The organism is Paenibacillus sp. Y412MC10 (genome assembly GCF_000024685.1).
GTDB lineage: Bacteria > Bacillota > Bacilli > Paenibacillales > Paenibacillaceae > Paenibacillus_AQ > Paenibacillus_AQ lautus_A.
Genome location: NC_013406.1, coordinates 1,775,586 through 1,801,716, shown reverse-complemented (window position 1 = coordinate 1,801,716; position 26,131 = coordinate 1,775,586). Strand labels below are relative to the sequence as shown.

Below are 26,131 nucleotides of genomic sequence, written 5' to 3'. Positions count from 1 at the left end.
CGGCATGAGCCTAAGTTTTGCCACTCAATTTATCTATATGCCGAAAACAGGAGAGCATGACTTTTTTGCGAATTGCGCATGGAAGTTACCGGGCATTCAGGGCTGCTGCAGCATCCCCTATTGGTTCGATCCCTCTATGATTCGCTCTCTTAACTCCATCATATCCTGAGGCCACGGCGCCGGCACCTCGATGCTCTCGCCCGTAAAAGGATGATGGAACAATAGGCGTTCGCCATGCAGCGCTTGGCGCGCAAACGTCCCTGGTCCTCCGTACAAGACATCCCCCAGAAGCGGATGTCCCATATGGCTTAGATGGACCCGGATCTGATGCGTGCGGCCGGTTTCAAGGCGAATGTGCAGGAGACTGGCTTTCGGATACGCTTCGGCTGAGAGAATATGCGTGATCGCGGCCTGCCCCGTTAATGAAACCCTCCGGCGGCTTGCATGATAGCGGTCCTTGCCGATCGGCAAATCGATGCGCTTCAGCTCCTGCGATACCCTTCCTTGAACGATCGCCGCATACATTCGAACGATCTTCTTCTCCCGCATGGCCTCGTCAAGCTTCAGCTGAGCGTATTCGTTCTTGGCATACAGCACGGGACCCGTCGTATCTTTGTCCAGCCGATGGATGTGCCGGACTGCCGCGTGAATCCCCTCTGCTTCGTAATAGGCGGCCACGACATGATTCAGCGTTGTCTCCCGGCTTTCGTTGTCCGGATGGACCGCCAAACCGGCCGGTTTGTTCACGACCAGGCAGAAATCGTCCTCGTACAACACTTGAAGCTCCTGCCACCTCGGTTCGATGCCGTATTCCCGATAAGGAAAAAGGACCAGCCGAAGCCGGTCCCCTCTCCATTGTATCCCCTGCTCATGATGAAGCTTGCGATACAGCTTCTCGGGCATACCGACCGTTTCCAGAAGCCACTTGGCGGCGGCCTCGTCCCGATCCGGCTGGCCCAACAGCGCCTTGCCGGGCGTCATCTCGAGCCATTCGCCGCGCTTACTCCAGCTGCCCCCGTAACTCATAGGCTTTTGAAGGCGTTGTAATTGGCTTCGATGGTAGCATCAATATCTTCCACCGTATGGGCCGCCGAGATGAACATGCCCTCGAATTGGGAAGGAGGCACGCTGACTCCCTCTTGCACCATCGCTGCAAAATAGCGGCGGAAGCGGTCCAGGTCACTCGTCTTGGCCGTATCGAAATTCACGACCGGCGTATTCGTGAAGAATGGGCAGACCATGGACCCGATCCGGTTGATCGTAAGCGGGATGCCGAATTCCTTGGCGCTCTGCTCGAATCCTGCCTGAAGGCGGGCCCCCCGTTCCTCCAGCTGTTCATAAACGGCAGGCGTCAACAGCTTCAGGGTGGTGTATCCGGCTGCCATGGCCAGCGGATTTCCGCTCAGCGTTCCCGCCTGGTAGATCGGTCCTGCCGGAGCGATCTGATCCATCAGCTCACGCTTGCCTCCATATGCGCCGACCGGCAACCCGCCGCCGATCACCTTGCCCAGGCATGTCAAGTCAGGCGTAACGCCGTAACGTCCTTGAGCGCAGTTGAGGTCCACCCGGAATCCGGTCATCACCTCGTCAAAAATAAGGATGCTGCCATAATCGGAAGTGACTTTGCGGAGGCCTTCCAGGAATCCTGGTTGCGGCGGAACCACGCCCATATTCCCTGCCACCGGCTCAACGATGACGGCCGCGATCTCTTCGCCGAAACGCTCGAAGGCAAGCTGTACCGATTCCAGGTCGTTATACGGAACCGCAATGGTGTTGGACGCCACGCTTTCCGGCACGCCCGGGCTGTCAGGCAGGCCTAGTGTCGCTATACCGGATCCCGCCTTGATCAGAAGGCTGTCCGCGTGACCGTGGTAGGAGCCCTCGAATTTAATGATTTTGCTGCGTCCGGTATAACCGCGCGCCAGACGGATGGCACTCATGGTGGCTTCCGTGCCGGAATTCACCATTCGCACCACCTCGATCGACGGCACGCGCTCGCACACGAGCTTCGCCATCTTCGTTTCGAGCAGGGTTGGCGCGCCGAAGCTGGTCCCTTTGGCAGCAGTCTCCTGAAGCGCTTCAACGACTTCAGGGTGTGCGTGGCCCATAATCAGCGGTCCCCAGGAACCTACATAATCGATAAAGCTGTTGCCGTCGATGTCGTACACCCGGCTGCCTTCTCCACGATCGATATAAATCGGCGTGAGTCCTACAGATTTAAATGCACGTACCGGACTGTTGACGCCGCCCGGGATATATAACTTCGCTTCTTCGAAAGCAGAACGCGACAACTCTTCTTTTCGCAAATCTTGGCTCATTCTATGCACTCCTAACTCTTTAGTCGTTAATCGTTGCTAGCCGCGCATCCAGCGTGCCGCATCCTTCGAGAAATACGTAATGATAATGTCCGCACCGGCACGCTTCATCCCCGTCAGCAGCTCCATCACGATCGCCTGCTCACTGATCCATCCCTGCTGAGCCGCCGCCTTGATCATGGAATACTCGCCGCTCACGTTGTAAGCGACGATCGGCAGATCAAACTGGTCTCTCAGCAATCGGACAACGTCGAGGTAAGCCATCGCCGGCTTCACCATCAGCATATCCGCGCCTTCCAGCACGTCCGTCTCCGCCTCGCGGAGCGCTTCCCTTACGTTAGCTGGATCCATTTGATAGGTTTTGCGGTCGCCGAACTGCGGAGCGGAGTCTGCGGCTTCGCGGAATGGACCGTAAAAAGCCGAAGCATACTTAACCGAATACGACATGATCGGCACATTATAAAATCCGGCTTCATCGAGTCCGGAACGAATGGCTTGGACAAAGCCGTCCATCATATTGGAAGGTGCGATGATATCGGCTCCCGCTTTCGCCTGGGAGACCGCCGTACGAACGAGCAGCTCCAGCGACTCGTCGTTTAATACGTCGCCGCAGGTGTGACCGTCTCGCTCGAAGGTATGGACCATGCCGCAGTGGCCGTGGTCGGTGAATTCGCACAGGCACGTGTCCGCAATGACCAGAAGATCGGGATGCCACGACTTAATGAGGCGGGTGGCCTCTTGGACGATTCCGTCATCCGCGAAACCGGACGTGCCTACACTGTCTTTTGTCTCAGGAATCCCGAACAGGAGCACGGCAGGAATCCCTAGATTTACGATTTCGTCCACTTCTTCCTTCAAGGTATCCAGCGAAAAATGATATACGCCCGGCATCGAGGAAATTTCGGATTTCACACCGCTGCCATAGGTCACGAAGATCGGCTGAACCAGATCCTCCGTATGAAGCACGGTCTCCCGGACCATGCTGCGAATGCCGGCATTTTGACGCAGCCGGCGATGGCGTACGATTGGAAAACTCATGACGTTGTACCTCCATAAGATGTAATTTAAATCATGTATTTAAAAGATAAGGATATTATGGCGTCGTTATACGGCGTGGATCGCTCTCGTTCCAAACACACAAGGCCTTGACCAGACTGTCGACCGTCGCTTCCTCGGCGAGGAGCGATACGTGCAGTCCGGCTTTCTCCGCGGTTTGCGCGGTCAGCGGTCCGATGCAAGCAATCGTCGATTCCTTCAGCAGATCGGCAGGCTCTGCCACGCCCATCCCCTTCAGCACTTTCAGCAGATTGGTAACCGTAGAAGAACTGGTGAACGTGACCGCATGAATGCCGCCGTCTTGAAGCAGCTTCAGCAGCTCATCATCGTCCTCGCCGCACAGCACGTTCTCGTATATCACGGCTTCCGTCACGTGCAGTCCCATTTCCATAAGCTTCTCCGGCAGCCATCTGCGCGCGAGATCGCCGCGAGGCAGCAGCACGCGCTGGCCCGGCTGAAGCTCTGGACCGTAAGCATCGATAAGGCCCTCCGCCTGGTAACGCTCCTTGATCAACTCGGCGGATATACCGTAATTCCCAAGAGCATCGGCTGTTGCGGGACCTACCGCGACGATGCGTGCCGAGGCCAAAGAGCGAATATCGCGTCCATGCTCCTTCAGGTGGCGGAAGAAAAACTCGACGCCGTTTACGCTGGTGAAGAACACCCAATCATACGTACCCAGCTTGTCCAGCGCTTCTTGAATTCCGGCAAGCCCCTCGCCCTTCGAGGGCATCACCGTTTCAATGACGGGAAACTCATAAGGCTCCCCGCCAAGCTCCTCGATTTGGGATACCAATGAACTGGCTTGGCTTCGGGCCCTCGTGACCAGAATCCTTTTGCCGAACAGGGGCAGCCGTTCCGCCCACTTCAAGTGCTCCCGCTGAAGCACCACCTCGCCAACGACGATGACGGCAGGTGGCTGAAAATCCGCTGCCTTGACCTTGTCCTCGATGTCTGCCAGCGTTCCCGTCAGCGTATCCTGCTCCGCCCGGGTTCCCCATCTTATTAGAGCCACCGGCGTTTCCGGAGGCCTTCCATGCTTCATCAGCTGACGGCTGATATAACCGATCTTCGCCACGCCCATCATAAAAATAAAAGTCCCCGTCGCATGGGTCACCTTATCCCATTGAATCATGCGATCCAGCTTCTCGGGGCTTTCATGTCCTGTAATGATGGATAAGGATGAGGCATGATCGCGATGCGTCACCGGAATTCCTGCATAAGCCGGCACACTGATCGCCGAGGTGATCCCCGGGACGATCTCGTACATGATGCCATGACGATATAACAGCTCCGCTTCTTCGCCGACTCTTCCGAAGATCGTGGGATCGCCGCCCTTTAACCGGACCACCGTCTTGCCTTCCAAAGCATAATCCACCAGCAGTTGATTGATCTGTTCCTGTTTCATCGTATGCCGATCCGGAAGCTTGCCCACGTAGACCTTCTCCGCTCCGGGTTTCATCCAGCGCAGCAGCCGAGGACTGGCTAATCGGTCATAGACCACGACATCCGCTTTTTCAATGCATTCCTTGCCTTTGATCGTAATCAGGCGCGCATCGCCCGGACCTGCTCCCACGAGATAAACCTTGCCTGCCATCCCCTCAACCCCTAACTTGTGCCAGTATCTTCTCCGCTCCTTTAGCTTTCAGCTTTGCAGCCACTTCCACTCCGAGCGCTTCAGGGTCGGTTCCTTCGGCGCTTTCCTTCAAGACGATTTCGCCGTCAGGAGAACCTACCATTCCTGTTAATTGTATAACGTTTTGTTCGCCGCGGGAATCTCCTGCCTCCACATTCTTCATGACGGCGTAAGCCCCGATCGGGACCTGGCATCCGCCGTTCAGCTCGCTTAGAAACTTGCGTTCCGCCGCAACGGTCCGCGCGGTTACTTCATCGTTATAAAGAGAGAGCAGATGCAGCAGCTCTTCATCGTTTTCACGGCACTCAATGCCGAGAGCGCCTTGGCCTACGGCAGGCAGACTGACTTCAACCGGCAGGTACGACGTGATCCGATCCTCCCAGCCCATACGCTGAAGGCCGGCTGTCGCCAGAATGATGGCCTGAAACTCGCCTTCCTCCATTTTGCGAATCCGTGAATCGATGTTTCCCCTGATCCAATCGATCTGCAGATCAGGCCGATAGGCCTTGAGCTGGCTGGACCGGCGCAGACTGCTTGTTCCTACCTTGGCACCTTGAGGAAGGTCATCCAGCGTTGTCCCTTCTTTGGAGATCAGGCAGTCGCGAGGATCCTTTCTTGCGGGCACCGCCCCGGAAACCAGTCCTTCAGGCAGAACGGAAGGCATGTCCTTCATGCTGTGAACCGCCATGTCAATTTCGCCGTCTATCATGGCCTGCTCGATTTCTTTGACAAACAATCCTTTGCCGCCTACCTTGGAAAGGGTAACATCCAGTATGCGGTCGCCCTTGGTGACGATTTTCTTGACCGCGAAGTCATACTCCAATCCGTGCTCCTTGGCCAAACGCTTCAAATCATCGATAACCTGTCCTGTCTGTGTCAGTGCCAGAGCACTTTGTCTACTGCCAACTACGATTGTGCGCATCCTTCATTCCTCCTGATTCTTCTCAATCCACTGCTTGATTTCATCCGGACTCCACGGCACATAACCTCCGCGGCGGATCTCCCCGAGCATGTCCATGCGGTATGCCTTTTGCAACAGCCGCCTGCGCGCGTCGGCGGACTTCACCTCATCCTTGATCATCGAACGCATCCTGTATAAAAAATCCAAATAATCCTCATACTCCGGCCCGAACCGTTCTTCGAGCTCATCGCGTATGTCGCGTGCCGCCATCGGCCCTGCTCCCGACGTGGACACGGCCAGCATAAGCCTTCCCCGCCGCAGCACCGTCGGATTGATAAACGTACCGGCCTCGCCGTCGCTGGCTACGTTAACCAGCACGCCAAGGCGATCGGCGTCCTCGGCGATTTTCAGATTCAGCTTGGCGTCATCCGTTGCCGCATGGACCATGAACGCGCCCGCCGGATCGTCCGGCCGGTACTTCCGTTCCGTCCATTGAAGGGCCTTCTCTCCCGCCAAATGCCGGAGCGTCTCGCTTCTTAGTACAGGACTTACAATATGTACGCTTGCCCCGGCGTTCAGCAAGGTGAGCGCTTTGCGTTCCGCCACCTTGCCTCCGCCGACGATCAAGCATAAACGTCCCCTGCAATTCAGCAGGACGGGCACATAATGGTCATGCGTCATCAGCCGTCACACTCCTGACCAACTGTGGAAAGCGGACCATGTATTCAGAAAAAAATTCAATATAATGAATCCATACCCGATTAAAGCCCATATGGCGGCCTCCCTGCCGGACCTTCTCCACAGTCGGCGTTTGATGAAATACACCATATACATCGCTAGCGCCGTCAGCGTAGACAATACTTTGATATCCAAAAACAGGGTCCACCGCCCGGCCATGGCCACCGACATGACGGCCAAGACAAGCGACATGACCAGAATAATCGTACCGGCCATCAGCGCTTTATAAGAATACACATCCAGCTTCTCCAGACTCGGCAGCCTGCGGACCGTATCATTCCACTGCTTGTGCTTCAGCTTCCGATGGAGAAACATGTAGATCGCCGCAAACACGGCCCCGACGGTCAAAGCGGCGAAGCTGATGCTCGCCAGGGCAATATGAATCAGCAAGAGACGGTGTTCCGTCTCCCAGCTGTACAATGCATTATCTCCTGCCGTGAACCACAAACGATTGACCAGCATCACGCAAAAACCGACGAGGTTGATGAGCAGGACGGCAAATTCCGAGCGTTTCATATACGCCAGGGCAATCGAAGTGATCGAAATGCAAAAGGCCAGCAGGAACAGGAAATCAAACAGCGTAAATACCGGGAAGTGGAAATGTCCGCCCTCCATGGCCCTGATGCCGATGCCCGCGAATTGCAGCAGCGCGGTAATGACAAGAAGCCCTGTGCCTATCCGCTTCGCCACCGAATTGCGTGAAATGCAATCCGAGATATAAAACAGAAGGCTCAGGGCATAGATACAAATGCCGGTGATATAAATTATGTTTAACAGCATGGGTTATACTCACCCTCCTCAAAGGGTGGCTGGGGCCAGAGACACCTTAAGCGGCTTCTCTTCTGCCTGCTGATCTACAGCATTCTTCGTCCGTTCAGCTTTAACGGGTGCAGTTGCTTTCTTGTTGCGGCCGCGGGCTTCCTGCTCATTCTCATGGATCAAGCTTTCCAGCGCAAAGATTTGTGAAAAATAATCCAATGCCTCGCCGCCCTGCTTGCCGCCCGTCATCTCCTTGATCCGGTTGATCGGATCGTGCATCATCTGGTTGACGATGCTCTTGGTCAAACGACGGATGACTTTACGTTGGCGTTCGTCCAGCTCAGGCAGCTTGTTGAACAAGCTTTCCATCGTTTCTTCATGAATGGCGTTCGATTTCTCCTGCAAGGCCCGAATCGCCGGTCTGACACCGAGCGTCTTCAGCCATGTGTGGAATGCATCCATCTCCTCTTGAATCATCACTTCGATCTTCGCTGCTTCCACCCGGCGCATTTCCAGATTGGTTTCCACAATGCCTTCCAGATCATCGATATCGTACAGGAATACGTTGGAGAGCTCCCCAACCGCCGGATCGATGTCCCGCGGAACTGCGATATCAATCATGAACAACGGGCGGGACTGGCGTTTCTTCATGCTCTCTTTAACCCGCTCCGCATTCAGAACATATTCATTCGAGCCTGTGGAGCTAATCACAATGTCGACTTTATTCAACAAATTCTTAGCTTCGGCGATGGTGCACGGCGTTCCTTTGAACTTGCGAGCCAATTCCTCGGCACGGCCAAGCGTGCGGTTGGCCACGATCACTTCGGCCGCGCCGTTGGCATAAAGATGCTTCACGGTAAGCTCGCTCATCTTGCCTGCACCGAGTATCATCACTTTTTTATCGTTAAATGCGCCAAAAATCCGTTTACCCAGTTCCACCGCAGCATAGCTGACCGAAACCGCGCTCTCTCCGATCGAAGTTTCCGAATGCGCCCGCTTGCCGAGCGTAACGGCCTGCTTGAATAACATGTTGAACCAAGTTCCGGTGGCATCATGCTTCTGCGACGTCAAAAAAGCATTGCGCACCTGTCCCAGGATCTGCGTCTCTCCAATGACCATGGAATCCAAACCGCAGGTAACCTTAAACAGATGGGAAATGGCTTGTTCATCTTCATATATATAGAGGTGCTGCGTAAATTCTTCACGATTAATGCCGAACCACTGTTCCATAAAACTGCGGATAAAGTAGCCGCACATATGAAGGCGGTCTACCACAACATAAATCTCAGTACGGTTGCAGGTAGCGACAATGACGCCCTCCAATACGCTCTTGGTCGAATTAAGCTGCTCTAACGCCTTAGGCATGTCTTCTTCCGAGAATGTAAAGCGTTCTCTGACTTCCACGGGCGCCGTGCGATAGTTCAACCCAACAACGACGATGTGCATTGCATGTTCACCTGCCTATTTCTCCGAGTAGTTTTGCCGTTCACAACGGACTGCCTTGACCCTGTTCATTATATCACAGTATGCTGGGCAGCCTTGTCTATTTTATGAAATGTTTATGAAATCCCCATACTTCTTCATTCCATTCTTGAACATTCCTTCCTCTAGATCGCACCTTACTATTGTGGATATAGAACACCCTAGATATACGTATTATTTTCTACGAAATCTCATTTCAGAGAACGACGGCATGGAATGTTCATGAAACTTTTCCATCTTCACAAAATAAATAACCATGGAAATATCCATGGTTATCAGAATACGCGTTTTTTAAGGGCTGGATTAAACGAGCTCAGCCTGTTTCATCTCAGGCGTTTCCACGGTCATTTCGCCGAGTCCGCGCACGAGTTTCTTAGCATAGCATTTTTCAGGTTTCAAAGCGGATACCAGATAGTCAATAGCCAACTGCGGATCTACTGTCTCCCCGCAGGTATAACAGTCAATCGCAGCAAAACCTCTCTCAGGGTATGTGTGAATCGAGAGATGGCTTTCCGACAGCAACACCAGCACAGTCGCACCTTGTGGTTCAAACTGCTTGGATTGGACGGACAATACCGTTGCTCCACATGCTTCAGCGGCTTCCACCATCTGAGCTTGTAAAAATTCTGCACTGTTCAGTAGTTCAAAATCGACTCCCCAAGTATCAACAGCAACGTGTCTTCCGAAAGTTGAGTATTCCATCTTCCGGTTTCCCCCTTCCTAGGAATAAAATGTTTGAAAATTTCATCCGCTAGGACCTACGTCATTCACTTCCCGAGGGAATAATCTCTCGCAACATTACATGTCCTGAGTGAATCCTGGTTCCTATTTTCTTTTCAACGAGATTAAAAATAACATCTATGACGCTTAAATGCAACACCTTTTTCGAAAATAACCCATAAATATTTTACAGCTCAATATATGTGCATTTGAACCACGTGGTGTCTCCGGCCCATGAAATAAATATCACCCGCTCTATGTTACATAAACATGCATGAAACCGAATTTTTAACGATAAATACACATAAAAAAGCCGCCCCTTGCGGGGCAGCCCTCCCTAAGCTTCAAGCACGAACAGGCGCTGATTAAACCGTCGCAGCCTTTCGTCTATCGTCTTCGTAATCAGTTTATCATTCCCTGCTGCAATCCGCTGGTCCAGAAGCACGTTGATATGATGCTGGATGGATTCGATCTCTTTCTCTGCTTCATTGCTGTTAAAGAGACGCTGCAGCTCGCCTGCCGTATTCTTGTACTCATAAATGACAATGCTGTCGTTCCCGGCGACTTGCGTAATTCGATGCACCGTTCCCGCATGGTAGTCGTAGCTCATCGTAAAGCCGCGATAAATCCGATTCACTTTACCTGATCCCTTAAAAGCCGCAAACAGTTTGCGTACGGCATTCGTCAGATGGGGAGTAACCAATCGGCATGACAGCTCACAGACGTACAAGCCATTCTTGCGTTCAAAGGGCAAATGAACTTCTTCCCCGCTTTCATCTTCGAGCACGAACTCCTGCTCTCCGCTATCCATGACTTTTACCCGGTTAGTGACCCGGAAAGCTTGGGTATATTGCAGAAATTGATCCATTTGAATATCCGTCATTTGCATTGTGGCATTAACATATTCTGTGGCTAACCGCTGAGCCATAAAAATCTCCCTCAATTCTTTTAACTTACTACCATTATACAGCAGATCCAAGCGGTTTTTCCTGCCGTTCGAATGAGAATATCCATCATATTTCATAAAAAAACGGAATTAGCCGGAATCAGAGCGATATTTCCCGCAAGATGCTCACTTTCCTGTAAAGAATGCACCGATTCCCTATAACACCCTTGAAAAAACATCACAAACCCATCCGGATCAGACATGCTCGTTGCTTTCATTCTCCGAATCCGGGTGCGGCTCTTCCTCATGATCCTTCGTTCCCATATGGGACTCCATAATGGCCCATAACTCATCTTTACCCAAACCCAGCTCGGATGAAAACATGACAAAGGAATGATAGGGCTTGAAACCGAGCGTTTCCTTCACGATCTTCACATGCTTCTGGCGGCGCGTTTTCGGAATTTTATCCGCCTTGGTCGCGACTACGCACACCGGCCGGTTGTAATGCTGCAGCCATTCATACATGCTGATATCGTCTTTTGAAGGCGGGTGACGCATGTCCACAATCAATAATACAAGCTTCAGTTCTTCCCGGCTGAGCAAATATCTTTCAATCATTTCGCCAAATGCCGCACGCTGGGTCTTGGATACCTTCGCATAACCATAGCCGGGAAAATCGACCAGATACAGGTCGTCGTTCACCCGATAATAGTTGAGCTGCTGTGTCTTCCCCGGCGTGGCGCTTGTACGAGCCAGGTTCTTACGGGATATCATACGGTTAATCAGCGATGACTTGCCCACATTGGAACGCCCTGCCAGAGCAATCTCCGGCAAGGCGTCTTCAGGATATTGGGCAGGTACGACAGCGCTGATGACAAACTCGGCTTTCGTAACTTTCATAATGTAGACTTTCCTCTCTAGTGCACTCCCGCTTGTTCAACGAGCGCATGCTCCAGAACCTGATCCATATGGGATACCGGAACGAACTCCACGTCGTTCTTTACGCTGTCAGGAATATCACGCAGGTCGCGTTCGTTATCCTTAGGGAGCAATATTTTTTTGTAACCGGCACGGTGGGCTGCCAGCGACTTCTCTTTCAAGCCGCCAATCGGCAGTACGCGTCCCCGAAGTGTAATTTCACCCGTCATGGCCACGTCACGGGCTACATGCCGTTTGGTTAAAGATGAGATAAGAGCCGTCGCAATCGTAATGCCGGCTGAAGGGCCATCCTTCGGTATGGCTCCCTCCGGGATATGGATATGGACATCAAGCTTCTCATGGAAATCCGGATCAATGCCCAGCTCTACCGCTTTCGAGCGGGTAAAACTGAAGGCGGCTTGAGCCGATTCCTTCATCACGTCACCAAGCTTGCCCGTCAGCGTCAGCTTGCCGGTACCAGGCACCACGGTTACCTCAATGGTCAGCGTTTCGCCGCCCACTTCCGTCCATGCGAGCCCCGTGACCGTACCCACTTGATCTTCAAGCTCGGCCATGCCATAACGAAACTTCGGAATGCCGAGATAATCCTTGATATCGGCAGCCTTGATCTCGATGGATTCCGATTGCTGGGTCACGATCTGCTTGGCGGCTTTGCGGCACAGCGCCGCCACTTGCTGCTCTAGATTCCGCACGCCGGATTCGCGGGTATATTCCCGGATCACCTTCATCAGCGCTTCCTCGTCCAGAATCAGCTGCTCAGGCTCAAGCCCATGCTCGCTCTTCTGCTTGGGCAGCAAGTAACGGTTGGCGATTTGGAGCTTCTCCAGCTCCGTATACCCCGGAATGTTCAGCACTTCCATCCGGTCCAGGAGCGGTCTTGGAATGTTATGAAGCACGTTTGCCGTCGTGACAAACATCACGTTGGACAGGTCAAAAGGAATTTCCACGAAATGATCGCTGAACGTATTGTTCTGTTCAGGGTCGAGCACTTCAAGCAGTGCGGAAGACGGGTCCCCGCGGAAATCGGATGCCATCTTGTCGATTTCATCCAGCAGGAACACGGGATTCATCGAACCCGCTGTTTTCATGCCTTGAATGATGCGTCCCGGCATAGCTCCGACATAAGTCCGCCGGTGACCGCGAATTTCCGCCTCGTCCCTTACCCCGCCTAACGAGACGCGAACGAACTTGCGCTCCAGGGAACGGGCGATGGACCGGGCAAGCGATGTTTTACCGACGCCCGGAGGGCCGACCAGGCACAAAATAGGCCCCTTCATCTTCTTCACCAGCTTCTGGACCGCCAAATATTCCAGCACGCGTTCTTTCGGCTTCTCGAGACCGTAATGATCCTCGTCCAGCACTTGCTCCGCCTTGACGATGTCTAGATCATCCTCGGTTTTGTTCGTCCACGGCAGTGCCAGCAGCCAATCCACATAGTTCCGGATAACGCCGCCCTCCGCAGAGCTCGCCGGCATTTTCTCGAGTCGGTCGATTTCCTTCTCTACCTTCTCCTGGACGCGTTCCGGCAGTTCAAGCTCCTGAAGCTGACTTCGGAGCTCCTCTACTTCCCCGGCACGGCCTTCCTTGTCGCCAAGCTCTTTCTGGATGGCCTTCATCTGTTCGCGCAAATAGTATTCCTTCTGGGTCTTCTCCATTTGCTTCTTGACCCGCTGGTTGATCTTGCGCTCCAGCTCCAGCACTTCGCGTTCGTTATTCAGTATATCTAGAAGTTTCTCAAGCCGTTTGCGAACGTCGATTGTTTCGAGAATTTCTTGCTTATCCTTGATCTTCAGCGACAAATGACTCGTAATGACGTCCGCCAGCCGTCCTGGCTCATCGATATCGGAAACGGCCGCCAGTGTCTCAGGCGTCACTTTCTTCGACAGATTGATATAATTTTCAAACTGAGACAGTACGGTTCGCATTAATGCGGAGACTTCAGGATCATGGTTCTCCTCTTCGGGAAGCTCCCGAGCGATGACCTCGTAGTAATCCTCTTGATCCGTATATTCAATAACTTCCGCCCGTTCCATACCCTCCACTAGCACACGTATGGTACCGTTTGGAAGCTTAAGCATCTGGCGTACATTCGCAACTGTGCCAATCCGAAAAATATCATCCTGCGTCGGTTCTTCAATGTTCACTTCCGATTGAGAACATAGGAGAATCAAATTGTCTTCAACCATCGCCTTTTCTAAAGCCTTTACCGATTTCTCCCGGCCTACGTCCAAGTGAAGCACCATGCTTGGATAGACCAGAAGACCTCTTAAAGGCAGTAAAGGAAAACGACGACCTTTGGATTTACTGGGTCCCATCGCTTTCGCACCTCCAATGGCTCTCAATGTTGACACTATTCCTATTTTATCAAATATGCGTATAAAAAACCAACTATACGAGGCTTAACATCCTCCGGCATCCGTTATTTTTCCGTTGCGCGGAGGCGTGGCCTGCAGCAAAGAAGCGGAAGAGGATGGAAATACCTCGTTTCCGGGAAGCTGTATCACCTCCGGAGCAAACGAACCGCCAAAGATATGCCCGAAAACTTCATCCACCGATTCTACCGGAATCACCCGCAAGCCCCCGCTCAGATCCTGGAACAAGGTCTGCCAATTGTCCTTGGGGATGATTACGCGGGTCGCGCCTGCCTGGAATGCCGCTTCCACCTTGGCGATGACTCCGCCAATCGGCTTCACTTTTCCATGGATGCTTATCTCGCCGGTCATCGCTACCTTGTTATCGACTTCAATCCCTTTGATTGCGGATACGATGGCCGTTGCCATCGCAATGCCGGCGGAAGGTCCATCGATCGGCGTTCCTCCGGGAAAATTGATATGCAGGTCATAGTTTTTGGGCGTGAAACCCATCGAGCCCAGCACGGTCAGCACATTCTCGATCGAGCCTTTGGCCATGCTCTTGCGGCGCAGCTTGCGCGAGCCTCCGCCAAATTCCTCTTCATCCACTACCCCGGTGATATTGTAGGTACCCCGGCCCTCCTCGACAGGAACCGCAGATACTTCAATTTCTAGCAGAGCCCCCATATTCGGGCCATATACAGCTAATCCGTTAACGACCCCAACCTGCGGCTTCTCCGGTATTTTCCGGTCGGGCCTTGGCTGCAGCTGGCTGCTGCTGGCCACCCATTCCACATCCGCCGCGCGCAGGGCATCTCGCTTCTCGGTCAATGCCAGGCCGGCCGCCAATTGAATCATATTGACCGCTTCCCGGCCGTTAGAGCAGTACTGCTTCACGACTTCTACCGCTTCCGGCGGAGCGTTCAGTCCAATCTTCTGAATGGCATCCTCCGCAATCCTGCCGATCTCTTCAGGCAGAAGCGGACGGAAAAAAATCTCCATGCAGCGCGAGCGAAGTGCAGGAGCAATCTCTTCCGGCGAACGTGTCGTAGCGCCTACCAGGCGAAAGTCCGCCGGAAGCCCATTTTGAAAAATATCGTGAATATAAGCGGGCGTATTGGCATCCTCTGAATTATAATATGCGCTTTCCAGCAGCACCTTGCGGTCCTCCAGCACTTTTAAAAGCTTATTCATCTGGATGGGATGCAATTCCCCAATTTCGTCAATAAACAGGATTCCCCCATGGGCCTTGGTCACCGCGCCCGGCTTCGGCTGAGGGATGCCTGCCACCCCCATGGCACCGGCGCCTTGGTAAATCGGATCATGAACAGAACCGATGAGCGGATCGGCAATTCCACGTTCATCGAAACGGGCCGTCGTTGCGTCGATCTCCGTGAATTTCGCGTCGTATTTAAACGGCGATTGGGGGTTCTTCTTGGCTTCCTCCATCACCACGCGGGCAGCAGCGGTCTTACCGACCCCCGGAGGGCCGTATACGATGACATGCTGAGGATTCGCGCTGCATAGCGCGGCCTTTAAGGCGCGCAAGCCGTCCTTTTGCCCCACAATGTCATCCATGGTTTGCGGTCTCGTTTTCTCCGCGAGCGGTTTCGTTAGCGATACCGACCGGAGTTTGCGGAGTTTATCGAGCTCCTTGCGCGATTCCCGGTCCACCGCTGTTTTGCTTGTCTTCTGTCCACGCAATAAATTCCAAAAATAAATGCCGATGATGACTGCAAAAAACAGCTGCACCAGCATAATCACGATACTTAAATTCACAAGTCATTCCTCCTGTACTCCATTATGTCTTCATCCAAACGTTAATACATGGTAGTATTGCCGATTCCTCGGATGGTAAAACGCTGGAGGCGGAAAAGTATCAAAAAGTGGATGGAGACGCTTAGGTGAGCCACTTGAGTGAGACGCTCCGCGTACGTATCGTTCCTCCGGTCGCTGTTGTTTCCGAATTTCATGAATGAGGAATACCAATGTAGAAATTCGGCAACAGCTTATCCTTCCGATGCGAGTTTTCCTGCGGAAAACTTTCAGCCGACCGCTTCGCTTCTCCGGAATCGATTCGTCCGCTCCGCTGGTGCGGCGCATGGCATCCTTCTTCATCGTGGGGGGTGGGGAGAGGGTAGAGCTGAGCTTCATTATCAGAAGCTCGGTTAGGAGCGATTATACTTGGAACAACAGAAAGCATAATTGCAACTTTAGAAAAATATTAGACCGCTTAAAAATACATTCATATAAATTTGAACCACACATCACCTAAGACCCTGTGCTTCCTTAGAAAACAACAAAACGGCAATCTCTTGCGATCCAGAGATTGCCGTTTTCTTTAGATTGAAACTACCTTTATGGAAACTTAGTTATCCAGCTCAGACCGTGGATTTGTGCTTACGTCCCGGGATTTCGCCGGTTTCCTCGTACACCTTCACGATATGATCGATTTCTTTCTTAAGTTCTTCCACCATGGTGGCTTCCGGAACTTTGCGGATCATCTCTCCGTAACGGAAGAGCAAACCTTCCCCACGAGCGCCGGCAATACCGATGTCGGCTTCTCTGGCCTCACCGGGACCGTTCACGGCGCAGCCCAGGACGGAAACCTTGATCGGCACCTTGATCTTCGAGATGTACTCCTCCACCTCATTGGCGATGGAGAACAAATCGATATCCAGCCGTCCGCAAGTCGGGCAAGATACCAAGGTTGCCGCATCCGAGATCAGACCGAAGGATTTTAGAAGCTCCCGGCCAACCTTGATCTCTTCGACCGGATCGGCGCTCAAGGAAATACGCATCGTGCTGCCGATGCCTAGGGACAACAGTGCCCCAAGACCGGCCGCGCTCTTCACGGTGCCCGAGAAGAGGGTGCCTGCTTCGGTAATTCCAAGATGAAGCGGGTACGGAATCACTTCGGCGGCCTTGGTGTACGCCGCAATGGCCATCGGCACATCAGACGCTTTAAGCGAAACGATGATATCGTGGAAGTCCAGTTCTTCCAAGATGCCGATATGATACAGGGCGCTTTCTACCATGGCTTCCGGTGTCGGATAGCCGTATTTTTCAAGGAGGTGATTCTCCAGGGAACCGGCATTCACCCCGATCCGAATCGGAATCCCCTTCTCCTTGCATGCCTTCACGACGGCTTCAACCTTTTCGCGCTTACCGATGTTCCCTGGATTGATCCGGACTTTATCGATACCGTTCTCGATCGCCATCAGGGCAAGCTTATAGTTAAAATGAATATCCGCCACGAGCGGGATATGAATGCGTTTCTTGATTTCCTTGATGGCAGCAGCTGCTTCCTCATTGTTCACCGTTACCCGGACGATCTGGCATCCTGCTTCCTCCAGGCGCAATATCTCGGCAACAGTTGCCTCCACGTCTGCTGTTTTGGTGGTGCACATGCTTTGAATAATGACTTCGTTCTTTCCCCCAATGGTAAGGTTCCCCACCTTGACGGGCCGTGTGTCTTGTCTCAAAAACATGGTACGATCTCTCCCATATAACGCCAAAGCTCCACTCCAGCAAAGCCCATTTGGGCATAACTGGAAGTGGAGAATCAGCGTAGATTTATTCCACGTCTAAAACGCTATAACGCATTAGGCGCTTTCTTCTTGTTTCTTGTCGTCTTCGTTGGCTTTGGTTTGAAGCTCAGGAATTACTTTATCCCGAACGACCTGCTCCGTAATGACGCAATCCTTGATGTCATCTCTGGACGGCACTTCATACATCACGTCTAGCATGATGCTTTCGATGATGGAACGCAGTCCGCGTGCACCCGTATTGCGCTTAATGGCTTCGCGGGCAATCGCTTCAAGAGCGCTTGGCTCAAACTTGAGGTTCACGTTATCAAACTCAAGCAGCTTTTGGTACTGTTTGGTCAGCGCGTTTTTAGGCTCGGACAGAATACGTACCAATGTCGCCTCATCCAGCGGCTCGAGCGTGGACACGACCGGCAGACGGCCGACGAATTCCGGAATCAATCCGAATTTCAAGAGATCCTCCGGCAGAACCATCGTCAGGTATTCACCTGGCTTAAGATCCTTTTGGCTTTCTCCAGATGCATTAAAGCCGATGACCTTTTTGCCGATCCGGCGTTTGATGTACTGCTCCAAACCGTCAAACGCACCGCCGCAAATGAACAGGATGTTCGTTGTATCGATCTGGATGAATTCCTGATGCGGATGCTTGCGTCCACCTTGCGGCGGCACGGAAGCAACGGTTCCCTCCAGAATTTTCAGGAGAGCCTGCTGAACCCCTTCACCGGAAACGTCACGCGTAATGGACGGGTTCTCCGATTTGCGGGCCACTTTGTCGATCTCATCAATATAGATAATGCCGCGTTCTGCTTTTTCCACGTCATAATCCGCTGCTTGAATCAGCTTCAGCAGAATGTTCTCAACATCCTCACCCACGTAACCGGCTTCGGTCAGCGAGGTTGCGTCTGCAATAGCAAACGGCACGTTCAAAATTTTGGCCATCGTTTGCGCAAGCAAGGTTTTACCGGAACCTGTTGGTCCGAGCAGCAAAATATTACTCTTTTGCAATTCGACGTCCTCGATCTTGCTCTGGGTGTTGATGCGCTTGTAGTGATTGTAAACGGCAACCGAAAGGGATTTCTTTGCTTGATCCTGTCCGATTACGTATTGATCCAGGATATCGCGGATTTCACGCGGTTTCGGAATATCCTTCAGATCCACTTCTTCCTCATGTCCGAGCTCTTCCTCTACGATCTCCGAACACAAGTCGATGCACTCGTCACATATATAAACACCGGGCCCCGCAACCAGCTTGCGGACCTGCTCCTGCGATTTGCCGCAGAAGGAGCACTTCAGCTGCCCTTTGTCATCGTTAAATTTAAACATGCTATTACCACCCCTTAAGATTTGGTCGGTGAAGACAGAACATCATCAATAATACCGTACGCCTTCGCTTCCTCCGCGCTCATGAAAAAGTCGCGGTCTGTATCGCGTTCGATTTTTTCAAGGGGCTGACCCGTACGCTCCACATAGATTTGATTCAGTTTTTGTCTGGTCTTGATGATCCAATCTGCATGGATTTGGATATCGGATGCCTGACCTTGAATGCCTCCGAGCGGCTGATGAATCATCACCTCACTGTTCTCGAGAGCATAGCGTTTGCCTGGCGCTCCTGCAGTAAGCAACAACGATCCCATGCTGGCGGCCATGCCGACGCAAATCGTGGATACATCAGGCTTGATCAACTGCATCGTATCATATATACCCATCCCGGCCGTTACCGAACCGCCAGGGGAATTGATGTACAAAGAGATGTCTTTTTCCGGATCTTCCGCAGCCAGAAACAGAAGCTGGGCAATAACAAGATTGGCAACATCGTCATCGATCGCACTGCTGAGGAATATAATGCGATCCTTCAGTAATCTTGAGTAGATATCGTAAGATCTTTCGCCTCGACTGGTTTGTTCAACAACCATAGGTACAAGACTCATGCGACCAACCTCTTTTCCTTGAAAAATATACTACAGCGTTACAAAAGTTATTCTAACATGTTCAAAGCACGATGTCATTTTTTAACCCTGTTTACATTCTATGAACTTGCCAAGAATTATATCCTGCCAACTTGTCTCATTATGTATGTCGAAATTTATAACCAATTCATGTCACATTTAGTATTAAATTGGCTATTCTTAGTTAAAAATAAGGCACGCATGAAATGTACGTGCCTTATCTAATGTGAGGGCGGCTTCGGCAGCCGCCTATTTATTATTCTTCAGTTGCTTCTTTTTTCTCAACAGGAGCGCCTTCTACGCTGTTTTCCAGCAAGAAGTCGATCGTTTTGCGAAGAAGCAGTTCTTCACGAAGGCTGTCAAGGGAACCGTTAGCACCGAGGATGCTGCGGATTTCATCAGCGGAACGCTTGTACGTATCAGCCATGTTTTCCAGCTCTTTGTTGATTTCTTCTTCGGATACTTCGAGTTTCTCTTCCTTCGCGATTTGCTCCAGCACGAGGTTGTTGCGAACGCGTTTTTCAGCATCGTCCTTCATTTGGCCTTCCAGATCGGCATTGGTTTGGCCGGAGAAGCTGAGGAACATTTCCAGGTTCATGCCTTGCTGGCGAAGACGGTTGTCGAAATCGCGCATCATGTTTTGAACTTCGGATTGAATCATGGCTTCAGGAATTTCAACTTCAGCGTTTGCTGCTGCTTTTTCAACGGCCTCGTTCTCACGAACGCCTTGGGCTTCTTGCTCTTTGCGAGTCAGCAATTGCTTCTTCAAATCTCCCTTGTACTCATCAAGCGTATCGAATTCACTAACGTCTTTAGCGAATTCATCATCCAGCTCAGGAAGCTGTTTGCGTTTGATTTCGTGCACTTTCACTTTGAAGACGGCTTGTTTGTTAGCCAATTCTTCAGCATGGTAAGTTTCAGGGAAGGTCACTTCCACGTCTTTGAAGTCTCCCGTAGCCATACCGATGACTTGGTCTTCAAAGCCAGGAATGAACGTGTTGCTTCCAAGCTCAAGGGAATAACGCTCAGCTTGTCCACCTTCGAAAGGAACGCCGTCAACGGAACCGTCGAAGTCGATTACAACGATATCGCCGGATTGGGAAGCACCTTCGTCGATCACGGTAAGCTCAGCATGACGTTGTTGCAGACGCTCAAGCTCTTCGTTCAGTTCCTCGTCGGAAACTTCTGCAGCTACTGCAGCAACTTCGACGCCCTTGTATTCGCCAAGCTTAACTTCCGGCTTCACGGTTACTCTAGCTTTGAACTTGAAAGTTTCGCCTTTAGCGAACTGCTCGATGTCCACTTCCGGACGATCCACAGGGAAGATATCCGCTTGTTCCACAGCTTCGCTGTATACTTCCGGAAGCAGGATGTCGATTGCATCCTGATACAGGCTCTCTACGCCAAAACGAGCTTCAAAGATCGGCCGAGGCACTTTACCTTTACGGAATCCAGGTACATTTGCTTTTTTAGCTACTTTATTAAAAGCTTTGTCGAGGGCGGATGCAACGCGCTCCGCATCAACCTCAACGTCAAGAACGCCAAGGTTCTTCTCTATTTTTTCCCAAGTTGCTTTCATTTATGCTTTCCCCTCCAAAATAATTCACGTGGTCGACGCAATAATGTATCACGTACCGAATAACCACTATAGTATAAACAACATTAAATCCTTTTTCAAGGGCGAACCCTTATGGCGCGACACCGTAAACGTTTTCCAGCTCTGGCTAATCTTCCACGCCTGCGGCGACGAATTGCTTGAGAGATCGATAGGCTCCCTCATAGCGGAACCGCATGGTGTCCGTGATGCCGTAAAGCGGGCGGATTTCCTCCTCATTGCGAAACCCTTTCAGGCTCTCCGACACGATATCATGCAGCGCAGCGGCCCATATATCGAGCGTGGCTTCTTCTTCGTCCAGCATGGAATGGTAGTCCTCCGTGCCGTAAATCGCCATGATGAACTGGGACCATAATTCCTGGGCAAAATAAAACAGCGTCGGCTCATGAACCTCGGTCTGATCCGCAACGCGCTCCAAAATCCTCGTAATCGCGTCCGGGAAGCCTCCCGGATCCAAGGGAACCGTATCGATCTCGATCTCGACGGCTTCCTGCCCGCGATGAAGGCTTACGTGCCCTTCCATCCCTCTTCTCCGGAGCGTTTGCAGCACCCGGAATTGCAGCAGGGGATGAAGCGGCGTATCATGCAGCCATTCGACCAGAATCGCGTCGATCTCCGGACGGTCCAGATAAGCGAGCTGTTCCAGCGCCAAAATGGTCTGCTCCGTCAGCGGCCCGGTCATGACCGAAGCCAGCAGCTTGTCGGCGTATCCGGCATCCTGGGCAACCTTGTCCCTGACCATCTGCCTCGCCATCTCGGACTCGTCCGGATCATCCTCGTCAGGCTCAGCATCGAAATCGACCGAACGGGGCATGGCCTGTTCCGGAAATGCGGCTTCAAGCCATTCGAGGAGCGAGTTCCACTCTTCATAGTGCCGTTCGTTCTGTCCCCCGCACTTCAGCAGAAAACGCAGCACTTCCATCGCTTCACCGTAACGTTCGTTCTCGAGCATAACCGTAAGCTGAATCTGGTAATAATCCAGCGTCTTCGGAAACAGGATGATGTTCTTATCCTCTTGTTCTTGGGAGTAAGAGTCCTTGATAAGGACACCTCCTTTCTGGTCCTGTTTTTCGTATTCGTTGATTATAGCATATGTACTGCCAAGTTTAAAAAAGGGCGTAACAGCTTGCGTGCATCATGCCCCTGGCAACATAAAGACGGCGATCCCCAGTTTTCGGGCGTATATTTTATCAATATAACCCGATATGATACTCGAATAATCTTGCAAATCCGAAAAACTTTATATCATAAAATAATGATTGAAATTCTCCAGTGCATGTGGTAATATATTTTTTGCTTGAAAAAATTCTATGTCCCAGTAGCTCAGCTGGATAGAGCAACGGCCTTCTAAGCCGTCGGTCAGGGGTTCGAATCCCTTCTGGGACGTAAAAGAGGAAGCTACCATCGGTAGCTTCTTTTTGTATTCCAGAAGGGTGATGAATCCATGATTGGGTTCGTCGGAGCATAACCTTCGGGAGGAATACTTCGCAGTCGGCCTGGAAGGCCGTATCCCTTCTGGGACGTAAAAGAAGACACCGTCACATGACGGTGTTTTTTTATGTCCCGTGAGGATGAGAACCCCATGAAGGGGTTCGTCGAAGCATACGCTTCCGTAGGATTGCTTCGCAGTCGGCTCGAAGGGCCGTATCCCTTCTGGGACGTAAAAAAAGACACCGTCACATGACGGTGTTTTTTTATGTCCCGCGAGGATGAGAACCCCATGAAGGGGTTCGTCGAAGCATACGCTTCGGTAGGATTGCTTCGCAGTCGGCCCGAAGGGCCGCATCCCTTCTGGGACGTAAAAGAAGACACCGTCACATGACGGTGTTTTTTTATGTCCCGTGAGGATGAGAACCCCTAGAAGGGGTTCGTCGGAGCATAGACTTCTGGAGGATTACTTCGCAGTCGGCCCGAAGGGCCGCATCCCTTCTGGGACGTAAAGGAAGAAGCTACCATCGGTAGCTTCTTTTTGTATTCCAGAAGGGTGATGAACCCATACTTGAGTTCGTCGGAGCATATGCTTGGGTAGAACCAATTCCCAATCGGCCTGGAAGGCCGCATCCCTTCTGATGCACTATCGACATTCTACATATGAACATCATGGCCGATTCCAATACGACATACACCCTTACACGACTTTTGCGGACCGTAGGTTCGTTATTTCATCAAAAACGGCCTGATTTAGAAATTAGCGGACACCACAGCCGTTATTTAGCTAATTCACAGTCAAATTACCCTCATTTTTCATAAACAACGGACTTTGGGTCCGCTACCATACCTGTATGAGGGTTTTTCCCTCAATTAACGGCCCCTGGGTCCGTTAAGGCAGCGCAGCACGGTCCATCACACCCCATCCCATGACTCCCTCCACATTCCGCGAACACTCCGGATCCTCTACCTCCAAGCACTAACCCGCTCCGATTTCTTCACGAACATGGAGGACAAAGCCCGCGTTCGCGCGGTCAGGAGCATTTTTCTGCCTTCCGGCGTACGGGTGTAGACCAGCTCGGCCGAACCGATATGCTTGCGCCACAGCCGGACAAAGCGTTCCGCATGCTCTTTTCGACGTCCGATTTCCTCCGGCACGGCATGGTAATCCCGCCTGGTCGCAAACCAGCCGCGCGATTCGCGGTACAAAAGATAACGCGGGTTCTCGATCGGGTCCAGCACCTGCTGCAGCGAATTCAGGAAAAGCGTCTTTTCCTGGGTGGTTCCGTCTTTTAGCCAACACACGACGGCTCCCCCTTCCTCCTCCGCCCTCAACCGGTAAAGGCTTGGCTCGGTTTCAACCAGCTCCATATCGTATAGCGCCGTATACACGACCAGAGCCACTTCTCGAATGCTCCGCTCCAGCGATTGATGACGCATTACCATTTTGACGGCTTTAAATATCCAAGGACTGGATACGATCAAGGCAATAGCGATCGAGAATAGCAGGCTGAACCAAGCCGGCGCGTCCGATTGAAGCAAATGTGGCGAAGTTAACGTCTCGATGAAGGCGCCCAGCCCCAAACCAACGGCAAAAGCAAGCACGGCCTTTACCGTATGCAAGAAAATCAAAGGCTTAGGAATACGCTCCCGATCCACCGTCAGTTCCTCCGTCATGGAGCTGTGAAGGGCAATCGCCGAATTCCATCGCTCCTTCAAAAGATGCCGCTGCCTCGCCCGCTCCCATGTATCGCGGGTATAGGCGCTGATGCTTTCTGCGGTTTGGCTTTTCCGAAGATCAAGTCCCATGCGCTCCATGCCCGACTCTATGGTTTGATGCGAGATCGATAGACCGACGAGAGATCGAAATCTGCGCGCAAGCGAGCTCAAATCCTCGCCCCCATCGATTTGGGCGGTATCCACGCATGCCAGATGCCAGATCGCTCCGGTCTTATCCGGGTTCCCGCGTTGGGCTCGAATCGCCCGTCCCCGCATCTGGTTGGACAGCATGAACGAGCCTACATACGATGCCATGATCAAGGAATTGATCCCGGGAGCATCCCATCCCTCGCCCAGGAGAGCCGACGTACCGATCAGCACCTGAATGCCCCCCTCTGAAAACACCTCCGTTATAATGGCCACGATAGCCGAGCGATTTGCATCGCGAACATCCATCGTTACATAACGGCTGTCATGGGCAAGGGGACGTTCCGACAAGCGGAGGCCCCGTCGATCGGCGCAAGCCCTGGCCAAAGGCATAGCCGTCACCGGGAGCACCACAAAGGAGCCTGTCAAAATACCGATGGGCAACTCGCGATCGCCCCGTGAGCCGCTTTTCTCCGCTAGCTGCCTGCGGATCAGCTCAAAAATCGGAACAACGCCGAGCCGATGCAGCGGCTTCTCGTCGTCTGCATCCTTCGGCAGGTCCTCCTTGCGGATATAATCGGTCAAGATCACCATCCGCATGCTCTCCCCCAGCATGGAGCGCTCGAATTCAAGAATGCGGCCGATGCTGTGCAATTTCGAGACGCTCTGGACCAGCATTTTATCAATCGCAGGCGTCGATCTCATATACACCTTCCGCCGTTCAATCATCCCCAACCGGCTGAGCCTCTTATGCAACGCCTTTAACTCCGGCAGTCCGCGATCAATATGGGCGTCTTTATACAGCATGCCGCCAAGGAGCTCCTCCAGCCATTCCTCCGAAAAGTCGGGCGCTTCCTTCTCTTCCATGCCGAGCAGCTTCACAGCCTCCTTCCAGATCGGGCGATTGGCGGCTCGCAGATAGAGCACCATGCTGGAGTAATACCCCGGGGAGGATAAAATCTCCTCCATGTACGCCTCTGACCGTGTTATCCAGGGGTGATGGACGATCAACTCCGCCAAAAACTCATTACGGACCAACTCGTCTTTGACCTGTCCTGCCTGCATTCGAAATTCCCGCAGTTTAGCGGCCTCTTCATGAGTTGGTCTTGTCAGGCTGATATAATCCTGATGGGGACACAACTCCTCATGGCGAACCAGCTCGGGCACGCTGATCTCCTCGTCGATAGGGCCGCAAAGCTCGATATACCGCTGCCACTCCCTCGGATTGACATCGTATGGCGGAGTGGCCGTAAGCGCAATCTTGGTCCGCTCGTCCAGCATCTCGCACAGCTGCATGGCGCTTTGCCACCAAGACATTCGAAGATGATGAGCCTCGTCAAAAATGAGCGTATGATATCCCTGCTGCTTCAACAGTTCCAGCGCTTCTTGAGCCTCGGTGCCGTCCGTGATATCGTCCTCGCGGTCACCGTCCCTCCCGGCCGGTTCAGCCTCAGCGTCTTCCATGCCCGTATCCGAAAACTCCTGATTCTCATCACCGGTTTGGTCCGCTTGCACCCTCCCCGCGATGACCTTCTTCTTCGCAGAGGTTGACTGCCCTGCTGCACTAAGCAGGCTGTGAAGAGCTTGATAAGTTGTAATCGTAACCAATGCCGGTCGCTTGAGCGAGGTCGAGACCCACTCGGGCTGGACATCTTCGTCAAGAAACAGCTCCACCAGGCGGCTTGCCCATTGCTGTTTAATGGTGATGGTGGGAGCCAATATAATCGTCGGCCGATTAATCCGAAGCATGACCTCCAGTCCAAGCACAGTCTTCCCTGAACCGGGCGGCGCCACCAGATGCAATTGGTGATTCTTCAGATGATGGTCAAGCCCGTGGAGCACGCGCTTCTGATAGGAGCGCCAAGGATAGCGAAACGACAGGTTGCTCGGAAAATACTTCATTGACTCCTCCAGTTTAGCTGCACTCCCTTTTTCATTGGATTGG

Annotated in this window: 19 protein-coding genes and 1 tRNA gene; 1 reads left to right on the top strand and 19 read right to left on the bottom strand. The window is 52.4% G+C overall.

From position 1 onward, the window contains the following. Window positions 1–117 precede the first annotated feature (117 nt). From GYMC10_RS07580 to GYMC10_RS07490, 18 genes are all read right to left on the bottom strand, one after another. The gene (locus tag GYMC10_RS07580; protein ID WP_015734006.1) at window positions 118–1,026 is read right to left on the bottom strand and encodes an RluA family pseudouridine synthase; all 909 of its coding nucleotides are present in this window, start codon (window positions 1,024–1,026) and stop codon (window positions 118–120) included. Then, entirely contained in the window at window positions 1,023–2,318 is a 1,296-nt protein-coding gene (gene hemL / locus GYMC10_RS07575; RefSeq protein WP_009594000.1) for a glutamate-1-semialdehyde 2,1-aminomutase, read from the bottom strand. Before hemL ends, GYMC10_RS07580 begins: the two co-directional genes overlap by 4 nt. Before the next feature lie 36 nt (window positions 2,319–2,354). Beyond that, entirely contained in the window at window positions 2,355–3,353 is a 999-nt protein-coding gene (gene hemB, locus GYMC10_RS07570) for a porphobilinogen synthase (protein ID WP_009594002.1), read from the bottom strand. A gap of 55 nt (window positions 3,354–3,408) precedes the next feature. After that, the gene (gene cobA, locus GYMC10_RS07565; protein WP_015734005.1) at window positions 3,409–4,968 is read right to left on the bottom strand and encodes a uroporphyrinogen-III C-methyltransferase; all 1,560 of its coding nucleotides are present in this window, start codon (window positions 4,966–4,968) and stop codon (window positions 3,409–3,411) included. Window positions 4,969–4,972: 4 nt separating this feature from the next. After that, window positions 4,973–5,929, bottom strand: a complete 957-nt coding sequence (hemC, locus tag GYMC10_RS07560) for a hydroxymethylbilane synthase (RefSeq protein WP_009594031.1) — start codon at window positions 5,927–5,929, stop codon at window positions 4,973–4,975. A gap of 3 nt (window positions 5,930–5,932) precedes the next feature. After that, entirely contained in the window at window positions 5,933–6,589 is a 657-nt protein-coding gene (locus GYMC10_RS07555; protein ID WP_015734004.1) for a bifunctional precorrin-2 dehydrogenase/sirohydrochlorin ferrochelatase, read from the bottom strand. Window positions 6,590–6,595: 6 nt separating this feature from the next. Further along, window positions 6,596–7,426, bottom strand: coding sequence for a cytochrome c biogenesis protein CcsA (gene ccsA / locus GYMC10_RS07550; RefSeq protein WP_009594011.1), 831 nt, complete (start codon window positions 7,424–7,426; stop codon window positions 6,596–6,598). 18 nt (window positions 7,427–7,444) lie between these two features. Then, window positions 7,445–8,851 carry a glutamyl-tRNA reductase gene (hemA, locus tag GYMC10_RS07545; RefSeq protein WP_015734003.1) on the bottom strand — a complete coding sequence of 469 codons (1,407 nt, stop codon included), beginning with the start codon at window positions 8,849–8,851 and terminating at the stop codon, window positions 7,445–7,447. A 339-nt stretch (window positions 8,852–9,190) separates the two neighbouring features. Next, window positions 9,191–9,589 carry an adenosylmethionine decarboxylase gene (gene speD, locus GYMC10_RS07540; RefSeq protein WP_006208786.1) on the bottom strand — a complete coding sequence of 133 codons (399 nt, stop codon included), beginning with the start codon at window positions 9,587–9,589 and terminating at the stop codon, window positions 9,191–9,193. 355 nt (window positions 9,590–9,944) lie between these two features. Beyond that, window positions 9,945–10,535 (bottom strand): hypothetical protein, encoded by a 591-nt coding sequence (locus tag GYMC10_RS07535; RefSeq protein WP_015734002.1) that lies wholly within the window; start codon window positions 10,533–10,535, stop codon window positions 9,945–9,947. A gap of 213 nt (window positions 10,536–10,748) precedes the next feature. After that, window positions 10,749–11,393, bottom strand: coding sequence for a ribosome biogenesis GTP-binding protein YihA/YsxC (gene yihA / locus GYMC10_RS07530; RefSeq protein WP_015734001.1), 645 nt, complete (start codon window positions 11,391–11,393; stop codon window positions 10,749–10,751). A 17-nt stretch (window positions 11,394–11,410) separates the two neighbouring features. Then, window positions 11,411–13,747 (bottom strand): endopeptidase La, encoded by a 2,337-nt coding sequence (gene lon / locus GYMC10_RS07525; RefSeq protein WP_015734000.1) that lies wholly within the window; start codon window positions 13,745–13,747, stop codon window positions 11,411–11,413. Between the two features lie 84 nt (window positions 13,748–13,831). Continuing rightward, window positions 13,832–15,541, bottom strand: coding sequence for an ATP-dependent protease LonB (lonB, locus tag GYMC10_RS07520; RefSeq protein ID WP_285857570.1), 1,710 nt, complete (start codon window positions 15,539–15,541; stop codon window positions 13,832–13,834). Between the two features lie 623 nt (window positions 15,542–16,164). After that, the gene (ispG, locus tag GYMC10_RS07510; RefSeq protein WP_009590416.1) at window positions 16,165–17,274 is read right to left on the bottom strand and encodes a flavodoxin-dependent (E)-4-hydroxy-3-methylbut-2-enyl-diphosphate synthase; all 1,110 of its coding nucleotides are present in this window, start codon (window positions 17,272–17,274) and stop codon (window positions 16,165–16,167) included. Between the two features lie 114 nt (window positions 17,275–17,388). Beyond that, window positions 17,389–18,654: an ATP-dependent protease ATP-binding subunit ClpX gene (gene clpX / locus GYMC10_RS07505; protein ID WP_015733998.1), complete on the bottom strand. Its 1,266-nt coding sequence runs from the start codon at window positions 18,652–18,654 to the stop codon at window positions 17,389–17,391. A 14-nt stretch (window positions 18,655–18,668) separates the two neighbouring features. Beyond that, entirely contained in the window at window positions 18,669–19,259 is a 591-nt protein-coding gene (gene clpP / locus GYMC10_RS07500; protein WP_009590407.1) for an ATP-dependent Clp endopeptidase proteolytic subunit ClpP, read from the bottom strand. A 274-nt stretch (window positions 19,260–19,533) separates the two neighbouring features. Beyond that, window positions 19,534–20,856 (bottom strand): trigger factor, encoded by a 1,323-nt coding sequence (tig, locus tag GYMC10_RS07495; protein ID WP_015733997.1) that lies wholly within the window; start codon window positions 20,854–20,856, stop codon window positions 19,534–19,536. Between the two features lie 145 nt (window positions 20,857–21,001). Beyond that, complete coding sequence (locus tag GYMC10_RS07490) at window positions 21,002–21,844, bottom strand: hypothetical protein (protein WP_015733996.1); 843 nt, start codon at window positions 21,842–21,844, stop codon at window positions 21,002–21,004. Between the two features lie 360 nt (window positions 21,845–22,204). On the opposite strand from GYMC10_RS07490, the gene GYMC10_RS07485 reads away from it, so the two are divergent. Next, window positions 22,205–22,278 (top strand) — tRNA-Arg (locus tag GYMC10_RS07485). Between the two features lie 1,008 nt (window positions 22,279–23,286). Here GYMC10_RS07485 and GYMC10_RS07480 read toward each other — a convergent pair. Further along, entirely contained in the window at window positions 23,287–26,088 is a 2,802-nt protein-coding gene (locus tag GYMC10_RS07480) for a DEAD/DEAH box helicase family protein (RefSeq protein WP_015733995.1), read from the bottom strand. Window positions 26,089–26,131: the final 43 nt, after the last annotated feature.

Excerpts from the sequence above, each read along its gene's own strand:
- GYMC10_RS07580 (WP_015734006.1), bottom strand. The coding sequence starts at position 1,026 with ATGAGTTACGGGGGCAGCTGGAGTAAGCGCGGCGAATGGCTCGAGATG.
- hemL (WP_009594000.1), bottom strand. The coding sequence starts at position 2,318 with ATGAGCCAAGATTTGCGAAAAGAAGAGTTGTCGCGTTCTGCTTTCGAA.
- hemB (WP_009594002.1), bottom strand. The coding sequence starts at position 3,353 with ATGAGTTTTCCAATCGTACGCCATCGCCGGCTGCGTCAAAATGCCGGC.
- cobA (WP_015734005.1), bottom strand. The coding sequence starts at position 4,968 with ATGGCAGGCAAGGTTTATCTCGTGGGAGCAGGTCCGGGCGATGCGCGC.
- hemC (WP_009594031.1), bottom strand. The coding sequence starts at position 5,929 with ATGCGCACAATCGTAGTTGGCAGTAGACAAAGTGCTCTGGCACTGACA.
- GYMC10_RS07555 (WP_015734004.1), bottom strand. The coding sequence starts at position 6,589 with ATGACGCATGACCATTATGTGCCCGTCCTGCTGAATTGCAGGGGACGT.
- ccsA (WP_009594011.1), bottom strand. The coding sequence starts at position 7,426 with ATGCTGTTAAACATAATTTATATCACCGGCATTTGTATCTATGCCCTG.
- hemA (WP_015734003.1), bottom strand. The coding sequence starts at position 8,851 with ATGCACATCGTCGTTGTTGGGTTGAACTATCGCACGGCGCCCGTGGAA.
- speD (WP_006208786.1), bottom strand. The coding sequence starts at position 9,589 with ATGGAATACTCAACTTTCGGAAGACACGTTGCTGTTGATACTTGGGGA.
- GYMC10_RS07535 (WP_015734002.1), bottom strand. The coding sequence starts at position 10,535 with ATGGCTCAGCGGTTAGCCACAGAATATGTTAATGCCACAATGCAAATG.
- yihA (WP_015734001.1), bottom strand. The coding sequence starts at position 11,393 with ATGAAAGTTACGAAAGCCGAGTTTGTCATCAGCGCTGTCGTACCTGCC.
- lon (WP_015734000.1), bottom strand. The coding sequence starts at position 13,747 with ATGGGACCCAGTAAATCCAAAGGTCGTCGTTTTCCTTTACTGCCTTTA.
- lonB (WP_285857570.1), bottom strand. The coding sequence starts at position 15,541 with ATGCTGGTGCAGCTGTTTTTTGCAGTCATCATCGGCATTTATTTTTGG.
- ispG (WP_009590416.1), bottom strand. The coding sequence starts at position 17,274 with ATGTTTTTGAGACAAGACACACGGCCCGTCAAGGTGGGGAACCTTACC.
- clpX (WP_015733998.1), bottom strand. The coding sequence starts at position 18,654 with ATGTTTAAATTTAACGATGACAAAGGGCAGCTGAAGTGCTCCTTCTGC.
- clpP (WP_009590407.1), bottom strand. The coding sequence starts at position 19,259 with ATGAGTCTTGTACCTATGGTTGTTGAACAAACCAGTCGAGGCGAAAGA.
- tig (WP_015733997.1), bottom strand. The coding sequence starts at position 20,856 with ATGAAAGCAACTTGGGAAAAAATAGAGAAGAACCTTGGCGTTCTTGAC.
- GYMC10_RS07490 (WP_015733996.1), bottom strand. The coding sequence starts at position 21,844 with ATGCTCGAGAACGAACGTTACGGTGAAGCGATGGAAGTGCTGCGTTTT.
- GYMC10_RS07480 (WP_015733995.1), bottom strand. The coding sequence starts at position 26,088 with ATGAAGTATTTTCCGAGCAACCTGTCGTTTCGCTATCCTTGGCGCTCC.